Below are 21,823 nucleotides of genomic sequence, written 5' to 3'. Positions count from 1 at the left end.
GGGATGCATTTGCGTCCCCTTTTTTGTTATTAATGCTATTTTTATGAAACAACGTTACACTTTATTTTTAATTAAGTGTGGTATGTACAATGACGTCAACTTCGAATATGCAGCCTATCGACTTTGATAGCTGGCCTCGTAAACAACATTTTGAACTATTTAAAAATTTTACCCAGCCATACTTTAATGTGTGTGTTCAGCTAAACGCACAAACACTGTTTGATTACTGTAAGGCTCAAAATATATCGTTTTTTCAAGCCTATGTTTATTGCACACTAAAAGCTTGCTTCGCTTATGAACCAATTATGTTACGAATTATAGAATCCAAGCCCTGGTTACTTACAAGCATCCGTGCAAGTGTTGTTGAACTTGATGAAGACGAGTGCTTTGTATTTAGTTATTTTGATTATTTGGGCTCTTTCAAAGAGTTCTCAGCCAATAGCGACAAAGTAAGTAAACAATCTAAGTCAAACTCACTATTTAGCGACGCATTTGCCAATACAGAGGGGCAAGCTGATTTAATTCATATATCTGTTTTACCATGGCTTAATTTTAGCGCTTTTTCACATGCATTTAGCGAAGGGCAAAGTTTAGGGATCCCTAAGTTTGTATTCGGTCAATACGATAAACAAGCTGGCACGATGCCACTATCTGTTGACGTACATCACTCTTTAATGGATGGCCTACACGTTGCGCGCTTTGTGAAGGTGTTACAAGCTGAGTGTGATCATTTTAAATGTAAATGACGGTGATAAAAAAGTATTTTAAAATCTATAGTAACCACAGCAGTTGAAAATTCATCCCGGTGAACATATTTATAAAGGCATATATATGTTAAGGGTATTGCCATGATAAATGGACTGTTAATTGGGGTTTTAGTGTTATTTGTGGCGATACTTTGGCAATGGCCTTCTATTCAAGCCTCCCTTTGGCGCAATAAGTATCAACGTATGGGTTTAAGCTCTCAGCAAAAAGATATCTTACTTCGCTGTATGCCTATTTACCGAAAGATGACGGATGCTGATAGAGCCAAACTTGAGAGACATATTGTTTGGTTTTTAAATGAAAAGCGCTTTATTGGCTGCGATGGATTAAAACTCACACCTGCCATGAAACTTATTGTTGCTGCTGATGCCTGCGTACTCGTGCTTAACAAACCGTGGCCACTTTATACCAATGTTAAAGAAATACTATTGTACCCAAGTGCTTATTACGCACCGCAAACCACGCGCGATAGTGCTGGTATAGTCAGTTATCATAATACGGTGAGACAAGGTGAATCGTGGCCTGGGGGAACATTGGTACTCAGTTGGCATGATGTATTAGAAGGAAGCCGCTTACCCAGTGATGGGCATAACTTGGTGTTTCACGAATTTGCTCATCAGTTAGACCAGGAAACAGGTAAAACAACAGGTACGCCACTTTTAAAAAGCTCGGCTGATTATAAGGAGTGGGCAAGGGTATTTAGTCGTGCCTTTACGCAGCTTAAAAGTCATGTGGCGTATAGTATGCCTCACGTTATTCATAGTTATGGTGCAACAAACGAGGCCGAATTTTTTGCGGTGATCACCGAAACCTTTATTGAAAAACCAGCAGAGTTACGACGCTACGATCCAGAAATATATAGAATGCTGGTTAACTACTATCAATTTGACCCCATTTCTTGGCATTAAACGTAATAAACTGCGCTTTATCAAATAACGCTGGTAACTTTTGGTTGTTTTTGTTGCAATCGGTTAAAACACACAGCAACAATAATAAGCGAGAAAGTTATGAAGAAATTGCTGCATACGGCGTTGGCTTTGTCAGTGTCATTAGCTCTTGGCCAAGCAAATGCTGAATCAACTGATAAAAAAGATGAACAAAAATGGCAAGTAGATTCTCCTAAAGGGCAATTTGTTGACGCTAAAATTAGCGTAGAACAAGGCACATGGATGAACATTGATATTAGCCCAGATGGCAAAACCATTGTATTTGACTTACTAGGCGATATTTACACAATGCCAATGAGTGGCGGTACTGCAACACAATTAACCTCTGATATAGCATGGCAAATGCAACCTCGTTTTAGCCCCGATGGTAAACACATTGCGTTTACTTCTGACCAAGGTGGCGGCGACAATATTTGGGTTATGGATTTAAACGGTGAAAACCAAAGTGCAGTAACCAACGAAACGTTTAGATTATTAAATAGTCCAGCGTGGAGCCCTGATGGCGATTTTTTAGTGGCGCGTAAACACTTTACGGCTAGTCGTTCACTAGGTGCTGGTGAAGTATGGCTATACCATAAAGCTGGTGGTAAAGGGGTTCAGCTGACTCAACGCGAGAACGACCAAAAAGATTTAGGTGAGCCAATGTTTTCACCTGATGGGCGTTATGTGTATTTTTCTCATGATGCAACACCAGGCAAAACGTTTCACTATTCGAAGGATTCTGTAGCGGGTATATATAAAATTAAGCGCTACGATCGTGAAACAGGTGAAATAGAAACAATTATTGATGGTATGGGTGGCGCAATTAGACCAACTCCATCGCCAGATGGAAAAACGCTTGCTTACATTAAGCGAGACGACTTTCAAACTAGTTTGTATCTTTATGATTTAAGCACGGGTGAGCACACTCAGGTATACGATAAGTTAGAGCGTGACATGCAAGAAACGTGGGCTATTCACGGTGTTTATCCTACAATTGCTTGGACACCCGATAATAAAGAATTGGTATTTTGGGCGGGTGGTAAAATTCAATCTGTTGACGTGACTGACAAATCAGTTACCCCGATTGCATTTAAAGTAGAAACCACTAAAAAGATTCAACCAGCGCTTCGTTTTACTCAAAATTTAGACACTGATGAATTTGACGTAAAAATGCTGCGTAATGTACAAGTAAGCCCCGACGGTGAAACCGCTATTTTTGAAGCGTTAGGTTATATTTATAAACGCGATTTAGAATCTGGAAAAATTAAGCGTTTAACAAAACAAACAGATCATTTTGAATTATTTCCGCAGTATTCTCGCGATGGTAAAAAAATAGTTTACACCACGTGGAACGATAACAAGCAAGGGCAAGTGCGCGTTGTATCTTCTCGCAATGGTCGAGGCGACACAATTACACAAGAGCCAGGCAAGTATGTAGAACCAACGTTTAGCCCAAATGGTAAAACGGTTGTTTATCGTAAAGCCAGCGGTGGCAGTATTTTAAATCCTAAATGGTCATTGAACCCAGGTATTTATAGCGTTAGCGCAAAAGGCGGTGAAAGTGAACTGATTTCTAAAAGTGGATATCAGCCACAATTTGGGGCTGACAACGACCGTGTATTTGTAATGAGTCCATGGCCAAAACCGTCGCTGAGTGTTGTAGAGCTAGAGAGCAAAAAAGTATCTAAACTTTATGAATCTGAGCATGCTACTGAATTTAGAGTATCTCCAGATGGGGAGTATCTTGCTTTTGCTGAGCGATTTAAAGTGTATGTAACGCCATTAGTTGAAAGTGGGAAGGCCATAAATATTGGACCTAAAGACAGTAAATTCCCTATAGAGCAGCTATCTGTGCGTGCTGGTGAAAGTATTAGCTGGAGTGCCGATAGCAGCAAACTTTATTGGACACTAGGGCCTGAGCTTTACCATGCAAATTTAAACGGTGTATTTGCGATTAACAGTAAAAGCGACGCTGATTTTAAAGTTAAAAATGGCGAAAACATCGGGTTTAGTAAGAAGGTGAATGAGCCAAAAGGCATGATTGCTTTAACTGGCGGTAAAATTATTACGATGAATGGTGATAAAGTCATTGAAAACGGAGTAATAATTACTGATGGCAAGCATATAAAAGCTGTAGGCCCAGCTTCTGAATTAAGCATACCAAAAGATGCAGACGTTATAGACGTTACAGGTAAAACCATCATGCCAGGTATTGTTGACGCCCATGCTCATGGTTCTCAAGGGAGCAATGAAATAATTCCTCAGCAAAATTGGAAAAACTTTGCAGGTTTAGCTTTAGGTGTTACGACTATTCATGATCCCTCTAACGACACCACCGAAATATTCACTGCAAGCGAAATGCAAAAAGCAGGCATGATTGTTGGTCCGCGTATTTTCTCTACAGGAACTATTTTGTATGGGGCTAATATGCCGGGTTATACCTCGCATATTGATTCGTTAGAAGATGCTAAATTTCACTTAGAGCGCTTAAAGAAAGTCGGTGCTTTTAGTGTTAAATCATACAATCAACCCCGTCGTGAGCAGCGCCAACAAGTCGTTGAAGCAGGTCGCGAACTTGAAATGATGGTTGTGCCAGAAGGCGGTTCGCTACTGCAACATAATTTGAGCATGGTGGTTGATGGGCATACAGGTATTGAGCATTCCATTCCTGTAGAAAACATATACGATGATATAAAACAATTATGGTCACAAAGTGATGTGGGTTACACACCAACGCTTGTTGTTGCCTATGGTGGTATATGGGGTGAAAACTATTGGTATGATAAAACTGACGTGTGGAATCACCCTCGTTTAAGTAAGTTTGTGCCTCAAAATCAGTTGCTGCCGCGTTCTATGCGTCGTGTTAAAGCACCCGATCATCACTATAATCATTTTAACAACGCACGTGTGTCGGCTGAGCTACAAGACTTAGGTGTTTTAGTTAACTTAGGAGCGCATGGTCAACGTGAGGGGTTAGGTGCACATTGGGAAATGTGGATGTTTGCCCAAGGTGGCATGACGCCACTAGAAGCCATACGCGCATCAACACTCGATCCAGCTAAATACTTAGGGCTTGATAAAAACGTAGGCTCGCTTGAAGTGGGTAAACTGGCTGATTTAATGGTGATTGATGGCGATCCGTTAATTGATATTCGCAGCTCTGATAAGGTTGATTATACAATGATTAATGGTCGTTTATTTAATGCAGAAACGATGAATGAGGTTGGCAAAAAAGCACGCCAGCCGCTTTATTTTGAAAAGTAAGAATTTTAATTAACGTCTTTAAAAAGCGGCTTTTATGCCGCTTTTTTATTTTACAAATTATAAACAGCAGGCATAAAAAAACCGCTTAACGCGGTTTCTTTTAAAATCATTAATGTTGATTAAACAACACCGCGCGGTAGGCGACAGTCATGATCTTTACGCGCTAGGATTACAATCCACAATTCTTCTGCGGTGTAACCATCTTCACTTTGTGTAACCACAGTGAATGGCGCTTTTTTCTGAGCAGTAACAGGCGCAGCTTTTTTGGTTTTAGTTTTTTTAGCTGGCGCTTTTTCAGCAGGTGCCGGTGTTGCTTTACCACTGCTTAATTCTTTAGTTAGCTCAGCTACGTCAGCTAGGCGTAAGTTTTTTCCGCCATCGATGCTGTACCAGCCTGGTTTAGTTGTAATTTCAGGTTTTTTACCATTAGCAGCTTCATACGCTGCTTCAAAGGCAGATAGTACTTCTGTTTTGTCTAGTTTGCTCATCAGAGACCCTATACGTTGTGAACACAGATAAAGAGAAGCTATTTATACCTATTTTGAATCAGTTTTTCAATTTTTTGCGATTTTCCTTCCATTTTAAAGCAATAAACGCCAAAATTTGCACAAAATTCAGTGCAAAGTAAGGTTACGCGTATGCAACGTCAAGAATTTAACCAATTATTAAATGATATTTTAAAGCCTCACAATATTAAGGATTTTTGCCCAAATGGATTACAAGTTGAGGGTAAAAATGAAATAAAAAAAATTGTTACCGGAGTAACAGCGAGCCAAGCTTTAATTGACGCTGCAATTGATGAGCAAGCAGACGCTATCTTGGTCCATCATGGTTATTTTTGGAAAGGCGAGTCTCAACCTATCACCGGGATGAAAAAGCGAAGAATAGCCGCCTTATTGGCTAACGACATTAATTTATTTGCTTATCACCTCCCTTTAGATATTCACCCAGAGATTGGTAATAACGCGCAGCTTGCAAAATTATTAGATATTGAAATTCAAGAAGGGCTTGAACCTGTTGCTAACAGTGTTGCAGTGAAAGGGCGCCTTAAAACAGCGCTAAGTGGAGATGAATTTGCATCAAAAATAGCTAAGGTACTTAATCGAGCCCCCCTCACAAGCTTAGTTCGTTCAAGTAAAATACAAACTATTGCGCTGTGCACTGGTGGAGGTCAAGGTTATATTGATTTAGCTGCTGAGCAAGGTATTGACGCTTATTTAACAGGTGAAGCGTCTGAGCAAACTATTCATAGTTCTCGGGAACAAAATATTGATTTTTTTGCAGCAGGCCATCATGCAACCGAACGCTACGGTATAAAAGCTCTGGGTGAGCTACTTGCTCTGGAGTATGGTTTTGAAGTTAGCTTTATTGATATTGATAATCCTGTTTAAGGTACTGTGATATTTAAGATTATTAATTTTAGTACTCGTTATATTTTAAAATTTAAAGCCTTGAATTTAACGCCAGTTAAATAGGGGCGACAACGGATAGTGTACAAGCTCTGCTCTAATAGACTTTATTTACTTATATTGAAGTGAGGGCGTGTTTAAATTTGTTGTCTAGTGAGTTGAGTATAAATTGAGAGTGTTCAGAGCGTGGGAAGTAGACACGCTTTCTTTATATACACTGCTTAAATGAAAGCGAATAAAATAAACCGGTTGTAAAAGTAAGGTAAGTGGTTTGGTCTCTCATAAAGATCTTTTAATTTACTTAATTCGTTATGTATTTCTAGTTTTATTAAAAATGACCTTATAAGGACCGCAATGGAAGGTGTTTTAGCTCTACTTGAGCAGTACGGCTTATTTGTTTACCTATTTCTATTTGGCTATTGTGCATTGAAAAGCGGCTGGTTACCTTTATTTGCAGGTTATGCTGCTCAAACCGGCGCGCTTGATATTAAATTAGTTATTTTAGCTACTTTTATGGGAGGGTATATTGGCGATGAGATACGGTTTGCTCTTGCAAGAGCTTATGGCACTTCATGGCTTGAAAAACCTAATAAAATTGGTCAACTATTTAAAACATCGAGTGCGCTTGCTAACCGTTACGGCATGGCTTACATTTTTTTATATCGATACCCCAAAGGTATGCGCACAATTGGAGCGCTCCCTGTAGGGCTAACCGATATATCTTGGCCCCTATTTAGCACCTTAAATGCCTGTTCAGCTACTTTATGGGTCATTATTTTAGTTGGCGGAGGCTATACTTTTGGAGCTACATTTGAGTCTATAGGTGTAGAGAGCTTAACCGCACTGAGTATATTATTGTTAGGGATATTTTTAGTTATACTCTATCGGCTATGGACAAAACACCCACCTACAAAACAACGACAGTAAAGTGACGTTATTGTTTAACAAAAAATCTAGTGAAGAGCTTTACCCACATATCTTAAAGTATTGATATTTTATTTTTTTGCTCGACAAACATTCATTGTAAACAAATCAAATTTACGAGTTAGCAGGTGGCTTTTTGCAAGTTGTTTAAAGTGCCTCAGGGTCTAGCCATCGACGGACTTTTATCCACGTTGTTCCTACAACTTCATGGCTGTATTGCGTTACGGCTAGTAGTGCTTGCGCATTTGGAACGAGCTGTTTATGAAAAGGAAGCGCTGAAAAATTATGAAAGTCAGTTGCTGCAGGAATGCTTGTTACACCTTGGGCTAAAAACAAGTCCTGGGCTCTTGGCATATGCAATACCGAAGTTACTAACGCTACTTTAAAATCAACTAGCTTAGGCGCCAGTAGCGCCGCTTCTTGCGCTGTATCCATTGCCTTTGGGTTTTGCAAAAGCCTATTTTTATTAATGCCTAGTTCAATGGCGGTTTGATACATCAAGCTGCTGTTAGTAATATTCTCATAACCGCCGCCAGAAACAATAAGCTGTGATTTTGGGTAGTACTTAGCGAGTTTGACTCCTTCAACTAGTCGGGTTAGCGCGCAATTACCTAATTGGTTATTGGCACTTAAGACAGGGTTAGGATTTATATCGCACCCAAGCACTACTATTTTGTCTAATTCTGGGTGTTTTGAAGGGTGAAAAGAAAGGCTTGTTGGCTCGTTGTTTTTTAAAATCAGGTTAGCAACAAACGGTGTACTGATTGCCAACAATGTTGAAAGTCCAAAAAATGCAATTACTAAAGAAAACTTGCGACCCTTAAATGCCAAAAACAAAGCTATAAATGTAAAAAGACCAAGTAAAGGGAGCGGCATAAGCAAGCCGCCAAGTAACTTTTTCAAAGCGAACATAATGAGCAACATAAAATCAATAATGTAAGTTATGTTACTCATTAACGAGTAGTTTATCGACCGTTATTTAACTTACACGTATTTAAAAAGTGGCGATATACAGGGTTATCTTTCATATCTTTTTTCATCGCTAAGTACATTGGTCGAGTTAAACCTAGTGCACCTAGTGGAATCGATTTGATGAGTCCTTGGCTTTCGTATGGTGTAACCAACCAATCAGGTAATGCAGCTACACCCATTCCAGCACTGACTAGCTGAAAAATTAGTAGTCCTTGATCTACGTTTTTTAACGTTCCGTCAAAACGTGCATTTTGAATGAAATGTTTAAATATATCTTGGCGTTCGCGCGGAATAGGGTAAGAAATAATGGTTTCATTCTTTAAGTCTAACGCTGTAACGTATGCTTTTTTAGCAAGATCGTGATCAGGTGCAACAATTAGTTTTAACTTAAAGTCGAATAAATGGGCATACTCTAGCTTATCGGGTTCACGAATGTCTGATGTGAGTACTAAGTCTAATTCATCGTTGAGTAAGTCTGGAATTGCGTCATAACTAAAACCACGTTCATAATCAATTTTTATATCTGGCCAAAAGCTATTAAAATCTTTAATTGTTGGAAGTAGCCAGTGAAAACAAGCATGGCATTCAACACTTAAGCGTAATTGTGAAATTGGCTGATTAAGGCTCTCTTTTAAACGACATTTAGTTGCTTCAATTTTCGGCAGTATTTCGTGGGCTAACTCAAGCAATAACATGCCTTGCGGGGTAAAACGCACAGGCTGCGTTTTGCGTTCAAACAGCTGGCAGTCTAACTTGTTTTCCAAGTCTTTAATTTGATGTGATAAAGCCGACTGAGTTAAGAATAATTCGCGGGCAGTATTCACTAATGAACCAGTTTCTTTAAGGGTTGCAATAGTTTTTAAGTGTTTTATACCAATCATCTTTAATAATTCTCATGGAAAATTTGAGTAGTGCTCATTATTTTTCAATACTACGCTTATATAAAAAACGTTTCAACGTCTAGACGTCTAAATTAAGCTAATAAATATAGTTTTACTGATTAATATTTTTATAGTTTAGCGTAAGTAACTAGATTAAAGCCGATTTTTTACTGCTTGTATTAATTTACTTCATGTTTAAAGGTAAAGGGGCTGGTATAAAAAATTTTTAACTCGCTTAGTTAACTAACGCTAATAGATAGAAAAGTAGTGACCTTTGTAGAAAATAAAAATACTTTGGAGTATAGGAAGGTTAATTTTTGGTGAATGATTTTACAGCTGTCAGTTTGTCATGCAGGCAAACATAATTTATGTATTGTGGTCATTCCTAATAAATAACCAATAACGAACAACAAACCCAAACGCATGCTGCCCTTTGGAGTATTTTTGGGGCTATTTGCTCTTTGTTGCTGGGTATTTATTTACCCCACTAGGTTATATACCTCGCGCCGCGCTCTAAGTGCCCCAAGCCTTAACTTTACAGATGTGGGGCTAAAGTGGTTGATTAATTAGTAATATAGCTTCTTTTGCTGGAACTGGTTTTGACATTAAATAACCTTGTCCGTATTCACAATGCGTAGTTTGCAAAGTCTCTAGCTGTCCGGTGGTTTCAATTCCTTCAGCAACAACTTCAAGTTTTAACGACTTAGCAAGTGACAAAATAGCCTCAACCAAGGGATTTGTTGAATCTTGTACATGATCGATGAAGCTTTTATCGATCTTCAGAATATGAATGGGCAGCTGGTGTAAGTAGCCTAGTGCAGAGTAACCTGTTCCAAAATCATCAAGACATAGTTTTACTTTTAGAGGTGAGAGCCCTTCGATAATTTGTGTGGCGAGCTCTAAGTTTTCTATTAATCCAGATTCGGTTATTTCTAAGCACAAAGAACCTAAAGGCAATTGGTATTTGTTATAGATAGCGTGGACCTGAGCTACAAAATCTAGGCTTGCAAAATGGCGCGATGATACATTTACTGTCACTTTTAAGAAACGATGACCTTGTTGGTGCCACTTTGAAATATGCTGTGCAGCTAAGTCGAGTAGATGTAAATCCAGGTTGATTATTTGGCCTGTTTTTTCAGCAATAGGAATAAAGTCATTAGGTGAAACAAACCCTTTTTTAGGGTGGTGCCAACGCACAAGTGCTTCAAAGCCAATAACGTGGTTATCTAAAATAGTAAAAATTGGCTGAAAGTAGAGTTCAAATTCGTTGTGTTCAATACCGTGCTGTAGGTCGTTTTCTATGTCGGCGTGTGTTTTAAGCTTTTTTCTCATTGTGTTGTTAAAAAACTTAACTTGTCCGCGGCCTGTTGATTTAGCCTCGTACATAGCGGCGTCTGCTTGTTGCAGTAACAGGTATGCTTTATCGTCAACATTATCAGTATAAGCAATACCTATGCTGGTAGAGGCTTGCAATAAATGGCCATCAACATTTATTGGTTTAGAAAGTGCTTCTTTTATACGCCCTAGTGCCTCTTTAACTTGATTACGATGAGTAATGTTTTCCATTAAAATAGCAAACTCGTCGCCACCCAAGCGTGAAAAAGTGTCAGTGTTACGAACTGTACCTTTGATCAACTCACAAATCTTAATTAAAAAGTGATCGCCAACTTCGTGGCCGAGCGCATCATTGATACTTTTAAAGCGGTCAAAATCTAAATAAAGTAGGGCATGAACAGTGCCTTTTTTTACACGCGTTAAGCGTAAAATTGCATGCTTTATTCGTTCAATAAGTAATGAACGATTAGCAAGCCCAGTTAATCCATCATGTAAAGCTTTGTGTTCAAGCTCCTGCCTAGCTAACTGCCTATCTATTGCCATACTTATTTGCCTGCTTACATAGGTAAGCAAAGCACTATCGTGCTCATTATAATGATGTGCCTCATGATAACTTTGCACAACAATGACACCACTCATACGTTCATTGGCTTTAAATGGTACACCTAGCCAAGATTCGGCTTGACGACCAATTAATTTAAAATGACCTTGCTCTATATGATCAATGTAGTCTTGTTTTGTTAATAACATCGCTTGGTCAGTTTGCAATAAAAAGTAAGACGCGGTGTCTTTAAGTTGTTCTTTAGAGATTTTTTGATGTGTGTTTGTTTGAATTCCAGCTTCAACAATGTAAACGATATCTAGAATGTCGATTTGTTTATCGTAAAGGCCAATAAAGAAGTTATCAGCCCTTAATAAGCTATTAATAATAGTGTGTAAAGATTCGAAAAATGTATCTAAGTCACTGGCTTTATAGGTTAAGTTGGCTATTTGAAGAAGACTATTTTCAAGCTTTTGCGCGTCATTTAACTGCTCAACAGTCGATTGCAGGCTATTTACCATGTTAACTTGGTTTATTTTAGCGCTTAAAAGGTGTGCCACTGTTGTTAATATTTCAAGGTGTGCATTAGTAAAGTAATTCATGGCGGGGTGTTCACAATCAATAACACCTAGAATACGGTCTTTGTATACAAGAGGCACGCAAAGCTCTGATTGAGCAGGGCGTTCGTCTGCAATATAGCGGCTATCTTTTGTGACATCGCCTAAAATTATTGCCTTTTTTGTTGTTGCAACAAAACCTGATATACCTTCATTAAAATCAATTACTTTTCGTTGGGCTTTATATTCATATCTTTGGCGATCGATTCCCATAGAAGCAACAAGATTGAGTTTAGAGGCTGATTCATCAGCAAGATAAATAACACAGTCAACAAATCCAAGACGATTTACAACTTGAGTTGTTACATATTCAAATAGCTCATCTAAGGTGTCTAGTTGTAATAGGCTTGATGAAAACTGATTTATGATACTTAGCTGATCTGTTTTTACTTCAAGCGCTTTAGAGGTATCGATACTGTTCGACATAGGCAAAATTTATTATTCTTTTTTTATAAACACCACATTAAGTTAACCTAATATCAACTGTTCTACAAAATAAAACGATAAACGTTTTAACAAAGCTGTAAATAAAATAGGGCAAATTAGTAACCGATTATTTTAATAAAATCTTTACTCGAAAAACATCATATGCCTATGATCACATAAATTCAGCTGTGGAATGAAGTGATGACCAGTAATAATACAAACTCTGTAAAAACGTTAACAATTACCCGACCTGACGATTGGCATGTGCATTTACGCGATGGTGATCAGCTTAAAGACACTGTGCGCGATATTAGCCGCTATATGGGGCGTGCTATTATAATGCCAAATTTGGTTCCTCCAGCGACCTGCACTGATACCGCTTTAGCTTACAGAGAGCGTATAATGGCTGCTAAGCCACAAGGTAACTTTGAGCCCTTGATGGTGCTATACCTTACTGATAAGACAACACCTGAAGAAATAATTAAGGCTAAGGCATCAGGCAAAGTATTTGCTGCTAAACTATATCCTGCCGGCGCGACAACCAACTCTGATTCTGGTGTAACGTCCGTCAAAAATATATATTCAGTGCTTAGCGCTATGCAAGATGTTGGTATGCTTTTGCTTGTACATGGTGAAGTGACTGATTCTTCAATTGATATTTTTGACAGAGAAAAAGTATTTTTAGATACGATTCTAGGTGATGTAGTTAACGACTTTCCAGAGCTTAAAATAGTACTTGAGCATATAACGACAAAAGATGCGGTTGATTTTGTCAATAATGCGCCAAGTAATGTTGCGGCAACGATTACTGCCCACCATTTACTGTATAATCGAAACCACATGTTAGCAGGCGGGATTCGCCCCCATTATTACTGTCTGCCTATACTTAAACGTAATATTCACCAGCAAGCACTAATGGCTGCAGCTACGAGTGGCAGTAAAAAGTTCTTTTTAGGTACTGACTCAGCGCCTCATTATAAAGATAAAAAAGAAGCTGCGTGCGGTTGTGCAGGGGCTTACACGGCTCATGCTGCTATTGAGCTTTACGCAGAAGCATTTGAAGAAGCTGGTGCATTAGATAAGCTAGAGGGCTTTGCAAGCCACTTTGGGCCAGACTTTTATGGTTTAGCGCGTAATAGCGATACAATTACACTGCAAAAGACTCCTTGGACTGTGCCTGCAAGTTATACGCTTGGCGATTCTGAAGTCGTACCGATAAAAGCTGAATCTGTAATTGATTGGGCTGTTTTAAAGTAAAATTAAGTATTTGAAATCAAAGCCGCTTACTTAAGCGGTTTTTTTGTATGTAAATATTTAGGCTCAAGGCTTGTATGAAAAGGAATAAATTGGCTTGTTACTTAATCATTATTTCTTGTTTGTTTTAGTATGAACAGAGATTAGCCTGTGAAGGGTTAACAATCGTTGTATTTTTATTAGGGTTTCATAATAAATATTACAATAATATTTTATTTTTATTTATTTTAATCAATGTCTTATCTGTTTTTAATCACAGAGTAAGTTTTTTTAGAAATTATTTTCAATTAATAGAGCGAAAAAAAATAGAATGTGTTAATCTTACTTTGCTTTGAGTTTTTATGAATTGAATTTACGGATATTGTGCTGCGTTTAAGGTTACCAGTTAGGTTATTACTTGTTCCTGTACTATACCTCTATTTTATGAGCATTGACTCAAGGAGGCTATTGCCACAATAACGTGGCAGAATTTTTAATTATTGACTTACAGGAAAATTTAGTATGTCGGTTTCTGGTAAAGTAAAGTTTTTCAACGAAGCTAAAGGCTTTGGTTTCATTGAACAAGAAAACGGTCCTGACGTGTTTGTACACTTCAGCGCAATCTCTGGTTCTGGTTTTCGCACTCTTAGCGAAGGTCAAGCAGTGACATTCAGCATCAAACAAGGTCAAAAAGGCCCTGAAGCTGAGAACGTTGAAGCAGCATAATTTTAATTATGTGAACTCATGTTCATCTTGGTGAAGCAGGTCTCTGTTTCACCATTATTCCTTAAAACTTCTCACATACTCAGAAAGTTCCTCATATACCTATAAACCATAATAGCTCCAATCATTAATAGCGCTCATTTATTATATCTAAACTCCAAAAGACCATAATATGGTTTAATTTTTCTAGAAACCTAATTCCAATTAAATATGCTAAACAGAATTCTATGTATTATTAATTTTGTGCCTCCTATAAAGTTCTAATATTTTTATTACCTTCCTAGATTAACTTGCAAGTTTTAGAAGTATTAATATTTACAAAACTCAGCTTCAAACTGGATTATATGGGTAGTCGCCAAAATCTTGAGTTTGGATAGTGAGCAAATAAGTAATATAAAGTGAACTTAGACAAAGACTCTGTTTAAGCATCATGAAAATAATTAACTAAAGAAAGCCTGGTTTAATTTTGATTGAGCCGAAGCCATTAATGAGACTTTATTTCGTCTATCAGTTTAGAACGCAGCTTATAGTTTTTGAGTGTCAAAAAACCTTCACAAATTCAATATTGAAATCCTTCTATTAGCTTTACAACTTTCAATATGTGTAACGTTTGATTTTTGTGCGTTAAACCGTTCCTTTTTTGAGTTAAAGTGCTTAAAAATGATAAAAAACCGTCAAATAGAGCCCCTAAAAGAGTTTTTTTTTAAATGTTTTTATTTTTTTTTTATATACATCAAGTTTGAACTAAATGTTGCATTTATGTTGTTTGTTTAGAGGTCTATCCAGTTAAACATCAACCTTATTGGGGTTTGCTAGGATTGTTGATAATACAGTTGGTTGCAATAATGTTAACATTTTATTGGTGCTACTTTAATGTAGTCCATCGGCAGGTGATTTATTTGCTAATTACACCTAACATCAAGTTGACAGCGCTTATTGCATTTAGCATTATTGAAAGGTTGATATCTATTAAAAGATATCAGGGTTGTTCTCCTCGGAGGATAATTAAATTATAAAAGTAACATTACTTAATTGGTTGGGAACTATGTCTGTTAAAATCAGAAAGAGTCTTGTAGCAACAGCGTTGGTTGGCGCTTTTGCATTTGCAAGCAGCAATGTGATTGCAGATCCTTTGAATGACGTGCAAAAAGCAGGTCAACAAATTCAAAAGGCTGCTGTTAAGTCTCAAACTAAAATTGACAATGTATATGGTCAAACTCAAGAGCTAATCGCTGAGTACCGTAGCATCGTTGATGAGACTGAACTTATGAAAGTGTATAACGATCACGTTGCACGTTTGGTCGCTGACCAAAATGCATCGATTGAGTCGTTCGATCGTCAAATTGCGACTATCGATAACACTAAACAAAACGTTGTGCCTTTGATGTATCGCATGATCGATACGCTTGAGCAATTCATCAAAGCGGACGTTCCATTTAATCTTGAAACGCGTCTAGGCCGTGTTGAAAGACTTCGTGACATCATGGCATCTGCCTCTGTTACTACGTCTGAAAAATTCCGTCAAGTTCTTGAAGCATACACAGTTGAAACAGCTTACAGCTCTGCAGTAACTGCTTCTCAAGGTACGCTTGAAATTGATGGCAAAAATATCAACGTAGATATCGGTCGTTTAGGTCGTATTACTTATGTTGCTCAGTCTTTTGACTTGAAACATGCTTGGGTGTGGGATAACAACACTAAACAGTGGAAAGAATTAGGTGAAGAATACCTAAAACCTGTTAAAGAAGTGATCCGCATGGCACGTAAGCAAGCGACACTAGAACTTGTTAAACTACCAATCTTTGGCGCGGAGTAATCAATAATGAAGAAACTATTTAAAGGTTTTGCTGTTGCAGCAGTACTATCTGTTTCTGCAGGTACCGCGCTTAACGCACACGCAAACACTGACGCTTTAGACAAAATTCTTGAGCAAGTTAAGCAAGAGCGTATCTCAGAAGGTAAGATCAATAAGCAACGTGAGCAAGAGTTCTTATCAGAACGTGCTGACAAGCAATCTTTACTTAATAAAGCTAAAAGCCAGCTAGCTGCTGAAAAAGCACGTGGTGAATCTTTAGCTAAGCAATACGCACAAAACGAAAACACTTTAGCGGAAAAAGAGCAAGCTCTTCAAAATGCTCAAGGTACTCTAGGTGAGATGTTTGGTGTTGTACGTCGTGCAGCGCAAGACGCTATCGGTTCTATCGAAGCATCTTTAGTAAGTGCTGAAAAGCCAGGTCGTGCTGAAGTACTTCGTTCATTAGCAGCAGCTAAAGAACTTCCAACAGTTCGTGAGTTAGAAGAGCTTTGGATTTCACTTCAAACAGAAATGACAGAATCAGCAAAAGTATCTACTTTTGAATCTGAAGTTGCTGGCCTTGACGGAAACACTGCGGTTAAGAAAATCACTCGTATTGGTAACTTTAACTTAGTTGCTGACGAAGGTTACTTAATCTACTCGCCAGAAACAAAGTCTATCCAGCCTTTAGGTAAACAACCTGATAGCTACATTTTAGATGGCATTTCAAACCTAGAAGCAACATCTTCTGATAGCTACGCGGGCGTTTACATTGACCCTACACGCGGCGCAATCTTACGTATTAATACGCAGAAGAAAACGCTAATGGAATACTACGAGCAAGGTGCTGAAGTTGGTTATATCATCACTGTACTACTTGCTGTAGGTCTATTAATCTTCTTAGTTCGTTTCATTGACTTAGCGCTTACTACTTCTAAGATCAAATCACAACTTAAGAACTTGTCTACACCGAATACAAACAACCCACTGGGTCGTATTCTTAAAGTGTACCATGACAACAAATCTCAAGATGTTGAAAACCTTGAACTTAAACTTGATGAAGCTATTTTACGTGAAACTCCACGTGTTGAAGCTGGTATCAACATCATCAAGATCCTTGCTGCTATCGCACCATTACTAGGTCTACTAGGTACAGTAATCGGTATGATTTTAACGTTCCAAACAATCACATTGTTCGGTACGGGCGATCCGAAGATCATGGCTGGTAACATCTCTCTAGCACTTGTAACTACAGCGCTAGGTCTAATTGCAGCACTACCACTTATTCTACTTCACTCTATTGTTGCAGGTCGTAGTAAGTCGGTATTACATATCCTTGATGAGCAAAGCGCTGGTATCATCGCTACTCACGCGGAGAAGGAGAAAGCCTAATGCTAGTCCTGATGGAGATATGGGAATCTATCAGGGATTTTGTTGGCACAGGCGGCCAGGTTTTATACGTGGTCGCGATAGCACTCTTTCTGATGTGGGTTTTAATGATTGAGCGCTATTGGTTCTTACTTGCAGAGTTTCCTCGTTTAACGAAGGATATTGTTGCTAAGTGGGATGCCCGCCAAGACACTACGTCTTGGTACGCACACAGAATCCGTGAAGCATGGATTTCTGAAGCGTCTGAAAAATTAGATCAGCGTATGTTGTTGATTAAAACATTAGTAGCTGTTTGTCCTTTAATAGGCTTACTTGGAACTGTAACGGGTATGATCGCGGTTTTTGAAACCATGGCAACTCAAGGTACTGGTAATGCACGTTTAATGGCATCAGGTATTTCAATGGCAACAATCCCAACAATGGCTGGAATGGTTGCGGCACTATCTGGAGTTTTCTTTAGCTCACGCCTTGAGGCAAGAGCGAGAATGGTGAAAGCCAAACTTGTAGATAGCATGCCTCATCACTAGAGAGAGAATTAAATATGGCACGTAAACAACGTTTTCGTGAAGAAGAAGAAGCAGCGGTAGATATGACACCAATGCTTGACATCGTATTTATCATGCTTATTTTCTTTATCGTAACTACATCGTTCGTTAAAGAGGCTGGTATCGAGGTCAATAAACCTAAAGCTGCCCAAGCTACGAAGCAAAAAAATGCAAACATTTTTATTGCTATACGCAGTGATGGCGCAATCTGGATTGATAAGCAGCAAGTTGACGTTGAACGTGTTTCAGCGAAAATTGAAAGCTTACTAGCAGAACAACCTACTGACGTTGTAATTTTGCAAGCTGATAAAGAAGCAAAACACGGCACAGTGGTTAAAGTTATGGACCAGATTAAAGCAACGGGCGATAACCTAAGAATTTCAATAGCTGGAGATCAGTAATGATTCGTTTTCTGTTTTCACTGATTGCAGGTGGGGCAGTTACTTTCGGCTTGTTCTACTTCATGGCTTACCTCATCTCTGGTGGGGCTGACCGTAATACGGAACAAAAAGAGCAGATCATAGTCGAAATTATGACGAATCCGCCTGAATCTAAGGTGCAGGAGAGGAAGCGTGTACCGCCTCCGCCTCCACCACCGCCAAAGCAGCCGCCTAAACCGCAGCCGCCACAGCCGGATACTAATCCTAACCCAGGTGCAATGTCATTTAATATGCCAAGCATCGACGTAGGGAGTTCTGCTGGTGGACTAAGTGGTCCGGGTGCATTTGGACGAGATGGTGATGCGACACCTATCGTTCGTATTGAACCAAAATATCCAACGCAAGCAGCACGTGATGGTAAAGAAGGTTGGGTACAACTTTCGTTCACAATTGATGAGTTAGGTGGGGTTATTGACGTTGATGTAATCGACGCTGAGCCTAAACGTATCTTTGACCGTGAAGCTAAACGTGCACTTCGTAAGTGGAAATACCGTCCGAAAATTATTGACGGTAAGCCACAAAAACAAGTTGGTTTACAAGTTCAACTAGACTTTAAACTTAACCAAGGCTAAGGAGGCGAGTAATGAGAAATTTATCTAAAGTAACTGCTCTTGCAATTCTTATGCCTGTGTCAGGTGCAACTTTAAGTTCATCTGTATTAGCGGCGCCAGATTACGCAAAAATTGAAGAGCGTAAGAAAGCAAAAACTAAGATCATGGGCGAGCGTACTGGTAAAAAAGTAATTAAAGCATTTGACTTGTATAACGAAGAAAAAGTTGACGAAGCAATTGTATTGCTGAGAGAGATTGACCCTTCAGATGAGTTTGATAAAGCGACTGTAAATCGTTACTTAGGTAGCATGTACGCGCAGAAAGAAAACTACGCTGATGCAATCAAATACAGCAAGCTAGCAGTAGCGCCTGATATTTTGAACTTTGCAGACCATGAACAAACACTTAAGTTATTAGGTGATTTGTACGCGGGTACTGAGAAATACAAAGAAGCAAAAAAAGCATACACAGCTTGGATGGACTTCACAGGTGAGGAAGATCCAACTGTATATACTCGTATTGCGCAAGCTAACTTTCAGCTAGAGCAATTCAGTGATGTTTTTGAGCCTGCTAACAAAGCAATAGCTCTTCAAAAAGAGCCTAATAAAGGCCCTTACCAGCTTAAACTTGGCGCATACTTTGAAACTAAAGATTATGCAAACATGGTTAAAGTGGGTGAAGAAATTGTTAGAGTTTGGCCTGATGATAAAAAAGCTTGGGTTGGTTTAGGTAAATATTACCTACAAACCGAAGAATATCAGAAAGGTCTTGCAACAATGGAAGTGGCTTTCAAAAACGGTTACTTTGAAAACGAAGTTGAATACAAAGTACTTGCTAACTTTTACTCTTTAAATGAAATTCCTTACAAAGCAGCAGTAACGCTTGAAAAGGCAATTAAAGAAGAAAAAGTTAAACGTACTAAACAAAATGTCAACGCTGTTGCAAGTAACTATCATCGCTCTAAAGATATAGAGAAAGCTGCTAAGTATTATGAAGAAGCTGCTAAATTTGATGACGACGCTGAGCTTTACCGCAAAGCAGGTTCATTACTTTTACAATCTGAGAAATTCAGTGCTGCCGTTGTTCGCTTGAACAAGGCGTTAGAGCTTGGCTCTGACAAAAAAGGTACAATTTATTCAGATTTAGCTGAGGCGTATTACTACCAAGGCAAGTATAAGCAAGCTTATGCTGCTATTGTTAAAGCTATGGACGACCCACGCACACGTAAGTTTGCAAAAGGTTGGTCTACTTACATTAAAGATAAAGCCGCTCGCAACGGTGTTAAAATTTAATATTAGCTAACATTAGCAATTTTTAAAAAGCCCCTCTGGGGCTTTTTTTATTAGGATCACTATGTATAAAACGTTTTTTGTATCATTGTTATTGTGTTTAAATCTTGTTGGTTGTACTGATAAGAGTGATAGTTTTAGTTCTTTTGATGAGGCACGCAGCGCTTTAAAGTCTTTAAATACTGTGTTGATATTAGGTCAGGAAACAAATAATAAAAAAGTTACAGAAGAAAACATTGTTTACTCGAACGAATATCTTGATAAACGTCACGCTATTTATCAGCAATTGATGACGATGAAGTTAACACCTAATCAAATTACCCAAGTTAATTATTTGGTTATTGCAGAACGATTTCCTGAGCGTTTTTTTCCTTGGCCAGCCCAAGTAGACGTTCTACATAATATGAGTTTATTTAACCGTTCAGCTAGCACCGTTGAGCAAACTATTAGTTGGCTTAAATTTACACAAGCTAAGTTAGACATTGCAAAGCAAAGTAATCTAAAACTAAACAAGTTAGAGTATTCTTTATTACAGGAATATGTAGCGCAAGCTATCGAAAACAAGGCTACACAAGGTGCAATTAAAAGCCATATCAGAGCTTTTTCTAATTATTTGGATAATTATAAGCCTAGAGGGAGTGTTGGTTTAAGAGGGCTTTCTAATGGTTCAGAGTGGTATCAGAGTAAACTCAATTATTATGGCAACGCGGTTAACTCGCCTTTAGAGTGGGTTGTTATTATTAACGAACAAATTAAAGCGCTTGAAAGTGCAGTTATTAATGTCAAATTTAAACAAAATCACACCAAATCATTTGTTGTGCAATATTTATCTAAAGAGCCATTGATTAATGGACTTGACTGGCAAACACATTACTTAGACTTGCCTGCTATGGCCAGCAATACAAAATTGTCTAATAAGGACAAGTTGCTCATGCTTACAATGATGGAAACAGATATAGGTATTCATTACCACGCATGGACAATTGATCAGGCTAAAGTTAATTTGTCAAAGCGTCTTAAAGTGTCAGAACAAACCGCGCAATATTTAGTTGAAGATATTATTCTTTATCCAGGACAATCGTTTAGTTTTTGTGGTCAGATTTGTTATTAACCCAGGGGTTGTTTATCTTCCTAAATGTATGGCAAGGCAAAACTTTAAGGTGTAGATGCTTATTTTTTAATACGCAATTACGTAAAGTATATTCTAAACATACCCTGTTACTTTTTTAAGTTCCTTTTGGGGAAGTTTATGTTTAGCTGTTTCTAGTCAATATAGGTAATGGGGATAAATCATGAGTAAGGCGCAGAGGTTTTGCTCTGTTTTTACTTGTCTACTGCCTCATAAACTTTGCACCTCAGTTAAACCAATTTCAAAACTAATACGTTTTCAGGCATTAGCTATAGAAACTTATAACTAAGACTTTATAAAGTTAGTTAGATGCCCGCTTAATTGCGCATTTTGTACAGCGCTGTGTTGCAGGGTCTTTTTGAAGTAATGCGGTTGCAATTTTTTCTTCACAATCACAACAATAGCCGTATTGACCTATATCAATTTGACTCACTGCGGCCTCTAACATAGTCATACGATTAATTAAGTTGGCATACTCAGGGCCGAGCCTTTTTGCAGCAAGATCTAACCATTCATTATTTGCTGTATGCTTTAATGTGGTGATCAAGCCTTGATGGGCGGGGTGGGGCGATTTAGAAAGCATAACAAGTATGTTTGATTTAACTTGTGTTAGTTCATCATGTAAGCGCTTTTGGTGGTTCATTATCAGTATAACCCTTTTACATT

The 21,823-nt window shown here is 38.3% G+C and carries 19 protein-coding genes; 14 read left to right on the top strand and 5 right to left on the bottom strand.

Annotated elements, in window-relative coordinates:
• The first annotated feature begins 107 nt into the window (after positions 1-107).
• The 3 genes from PS1M3_RS10000 to PS1M3_RS09990 all read left to right on the top strand — a co-directional run bounded on the left by PS1M3_RS10000 (position 108) and on the right by PS1M3_RS09990 (position 4,958).
• Complete coding sequence (locus tag PS1M3_RS10000; RefSeq protein ID WP_008127695.1) at positions 108-746, top strand: CatA-like O-acetyltransferase; 639 nt, start codon at positions 108-110, stop codon at positions 744-746.
• A 102-nt stretch (positions 747-848) separates the two neighbouring features.
• A complete protein-coding gene (locus PS1M3_RS09995; RefSeq protein WP_203983959.1) occupies positions 849-1,673 on the top strand; it encodes a M90 family metallopeptidase in 825 nt (274 codons plus the stop codon).
• A 99-nt stretch (positions 1,674-1,772) separates the two neighbouring features.
• Positions 1,773-4,958, top strand: coding sequence for an amidohydrolase family protein (locus tag PS1M3_RS09990; RefSeq protein WP_203983953.1), 3,186 nt, complete (start codon positions 1,773-1,775; stop codon positions 4,956-4,958).
• 119 nt (positions 4,959-5,077) lie between these two features.
• Here the strand turns inward: PS1M3_RS09990 and PS1M3_RS09985 are convergent, their stop codons facing one another.
• Positions 5,078-5,446 (bottom strand): hypothetical protein, encoded by a 369-nt coding sequence (locus tag PS1M3_RS09985; RefSeq protein ID WP_008127699.1) that lies wholly within the window; start codon positions 5,444-5,446, stop codon positions 5,078-5,080.
• A gap of 150 nt (positions 5,447-5,596) precedes the next feature.
• Between PS1M3_RS09985 and PS1M3_RS09980 the strand changes: the two genes are divergently transcribed.
• Both PS1M3_RS09980 and PS1M3_RS09975 read left to right on the top strand, forming a co-directional pair.
• Positions 5,597-6,349 (top strand): Nif3-like dinuclear metal center hexameric protein, encoded by a 753-nt coding sequence (locus PS1M3_RS09980; protein ID WP_203983952.1) that lies wholly within the window; start codon positions 5,597-5,599, stop codon positions 6,347-6,349.
• Between the two features lie 372 nt (positions 6,350-6,721).
• Positions 6,722-7,294: a DedA family protein gene (locus PS1M3_RS09975; RefSeq protein WP_203983951.1), complete on the top strand. Its 573-nt coding sequence runs from the start codon at positions 6,722-6,724 to the stop codon at positions 7,292-7,294.
• Between the two features lie 144 nt (positions 7,295-7,438).
• Here the strand turns inward: PS1M3_RS09975 and PS1M3_RS09970 are convergent, their stop codons facing one another.
• From PS1M3_RS09970 to PS1M3_RS09960, 3 genes are all read right to left on the bottom strand, one after another.
• Positions 7,439-8,215 (bottom strand): YdcF family protein, encoded by a 777-nt coding sequence (locus PS1M3_RS09970; protein ID WP_203987300.1) that lies wholly within the window; start codon positions 8,213-8,215, stop codon positions 7,439-7,441.
• Positions 8,216-8,256: 41 nt separating this feature from the next.
• Positions 8,257-9,144: a LysR substrate-binding domain-containing protein gene (locus tag PS1M3_RS09965; protein ID WP_203983950.1), complete on the bottom strand. Its 888-nt coding sequence runs from the start codon at positions 9,142-9,144 to the stop codon at positions 8,257-8,259.
• A gap of 549 nt (positions 9,145-9,693) precedes the next feature.
• Positions 9,694-12,063, bottom strand: a complete 2,370-nt coding sequence (locus tag PS1M3_RS09960) for an EAL domain-containing protein (protein WP_033025172.1) — start codon at positions 12,061-12,063, stop codon at positions 9,694-9,696.
• A gap of 201 nt (positions 12,064-12,264) precedes the next feature.
• Here PS1M3_RS09960 and pyrC point away from each other — a divergent pair, with 201 nt between their 5' ends.
• The 9 genes from pyrC to PS1M3_RS09915 all read left to right on the top strand — a co-directional run bounded on the left by pyrC (position 12,265) and on the right by PS1M3_RS09915 (position 21,139).
• Positions 12,265-13,320, top strand: a complete 1,056-nt coding sequence (gene pyrC, locus PS1M3_RS09955) for a dihydroorotase (RefSeq protein WP_008127987.1) — start codon at positions 12,265-12,267, stop codon at positions 13,318-13,320.
• Between the two features lie 498 nt (positions 13,321-13,818).
• On the top strand, positions 13,819-14,022 hold the full coding sequence (locus PS1M3_RS09950; RefSeq protein ID WP_006792379.1) for a cold-shock protein: 204 nt from the start codon (positions 13,819-13,821) through the stop codon (positions 14,020-14,022).
• Positions 14,023-15,064: 1,042 nt separating this feature from the next.
• Positions 15,065-15,835, top strand: a complete 771-nt coding sequence (locus PS1M3_RS09945; RefSeq protein ID WP_010557582.1) for a DUF3450 domain-containing protein — start codon at positions 15,065-15,067, stop codon at positions 15,833-15,835.
• 6 nt (positions 15,836-15,841) lie between these two features.
• The gene (locus PS1M3_RS09940; protein WP_008131371.1) at positions 15,842-17,206 is read left to right on the top strand and encodes a MotA/TolQ/ExbB proton channel family protein; all 1,365 of its coding nucleotides are present in this window, start codon (positions 15,842-15,844) and stop codon (positions 17,204-17,206) included.
• On the top strand, positions 17,206-17,730 hold the full coding sequence (locus PS1M3_RS09935) for a MotA/TolQ/ExbB proton channel family protein (RefSeq protein ID WP_004588135.1): 525 nt from the start codon (positions 17,206-17,208) through the stop codon (positions 17,728-17,730). Before PS1M3_RS09940 ends, PS1M3_RS09935 begins: the two co-directional genes overlap by 1 nt.
• A 14-nt stretch (positions 17,731-17,744) precedes the next feature.
• The gene (locus PS1M3_RS09930) at positions 17,745-18,149 is read left to right on the top strand and encodes a biopolymer transporter ExbD (protein WP_006792384.1); all 405 of its coding nucleotides are present in this window, start codon (positions 17,745-17,747) and stop codon (positions 18,147-18,149) included.
• Positions 18,149-18,760, top strand: a complete 612-nt coding sequence (locus PS1M3_RS09925; protein WP_010557583.1) for an energy transducer TonB — start codon at positions 18,149-18,151, stop codon at positions 18,758-18,760. Before PS1M3_RS09930 ends, PS1M3_RS09925 begins: the two co-directional genes overlap by 1 nt.
• Positions 18,761-18,771: 11 nt before the next feature.
• Positions 18,772-20,031, top strand: a complete 1,260-nt coding sequence (locus PS1M3_RS09920) for a tetratricopeptide repeat protein (protein WP_203983949.1) — start codon at positions 18,772-18,774, stop codon at positions 20,029-20,031.
• A 61-nt stretch (positions 20,032-20,092) separates the two neighbouring features.
• The gene (locus PS1M3_RS09915) at positions 20,093-21,139 is read left to right on the top strand and encodes a hypothetical protein (protein ID WP_138740346.1); all 1,047 of its coding nucleotides are present in this window, start codon (positions 20,093-20,095) and stop codon (positions 21,137-21,139) included.
• A 319-nt stretch (positions 21,140-21,458) separates the two neighbouring features.
• Here the strand turns inward: PS1M3_RS09915 and PS1M3_RS09910 are convergent, their stop codons facing one another.
• Positions 21,459-21,800 (bottom strand): TraR/DksA C4-type zinc finger protein, encoded by a 342-nt coding sequence (locus PS1M3_RS09910; protein ID WP_006792388.1) that lies wholly within the window; start codon positions 21,798-21,800, stop codon positions 21,459-21,461.
• Between the last annotated feature and the right edge of the window lie 23 nt (positions 21,801-21,823).

Origin of the sequence: Pseudoalteromonas sp. PS1M3 (assembly GCF_016865405.1) — a bacterium.
Classification (GTDB): domain Bacteria; phylum Pseudomonadota; class Gammaproteobacteria; order Enterobacterales; family Alteromonadaceae; genus Pseudoalteromonas; species Pseudoalteromonas marina.
Note: the sequence above shows the minus strand (reverse complement) of the source record. Positions and strands in the feature narration are given on the sequence as shown.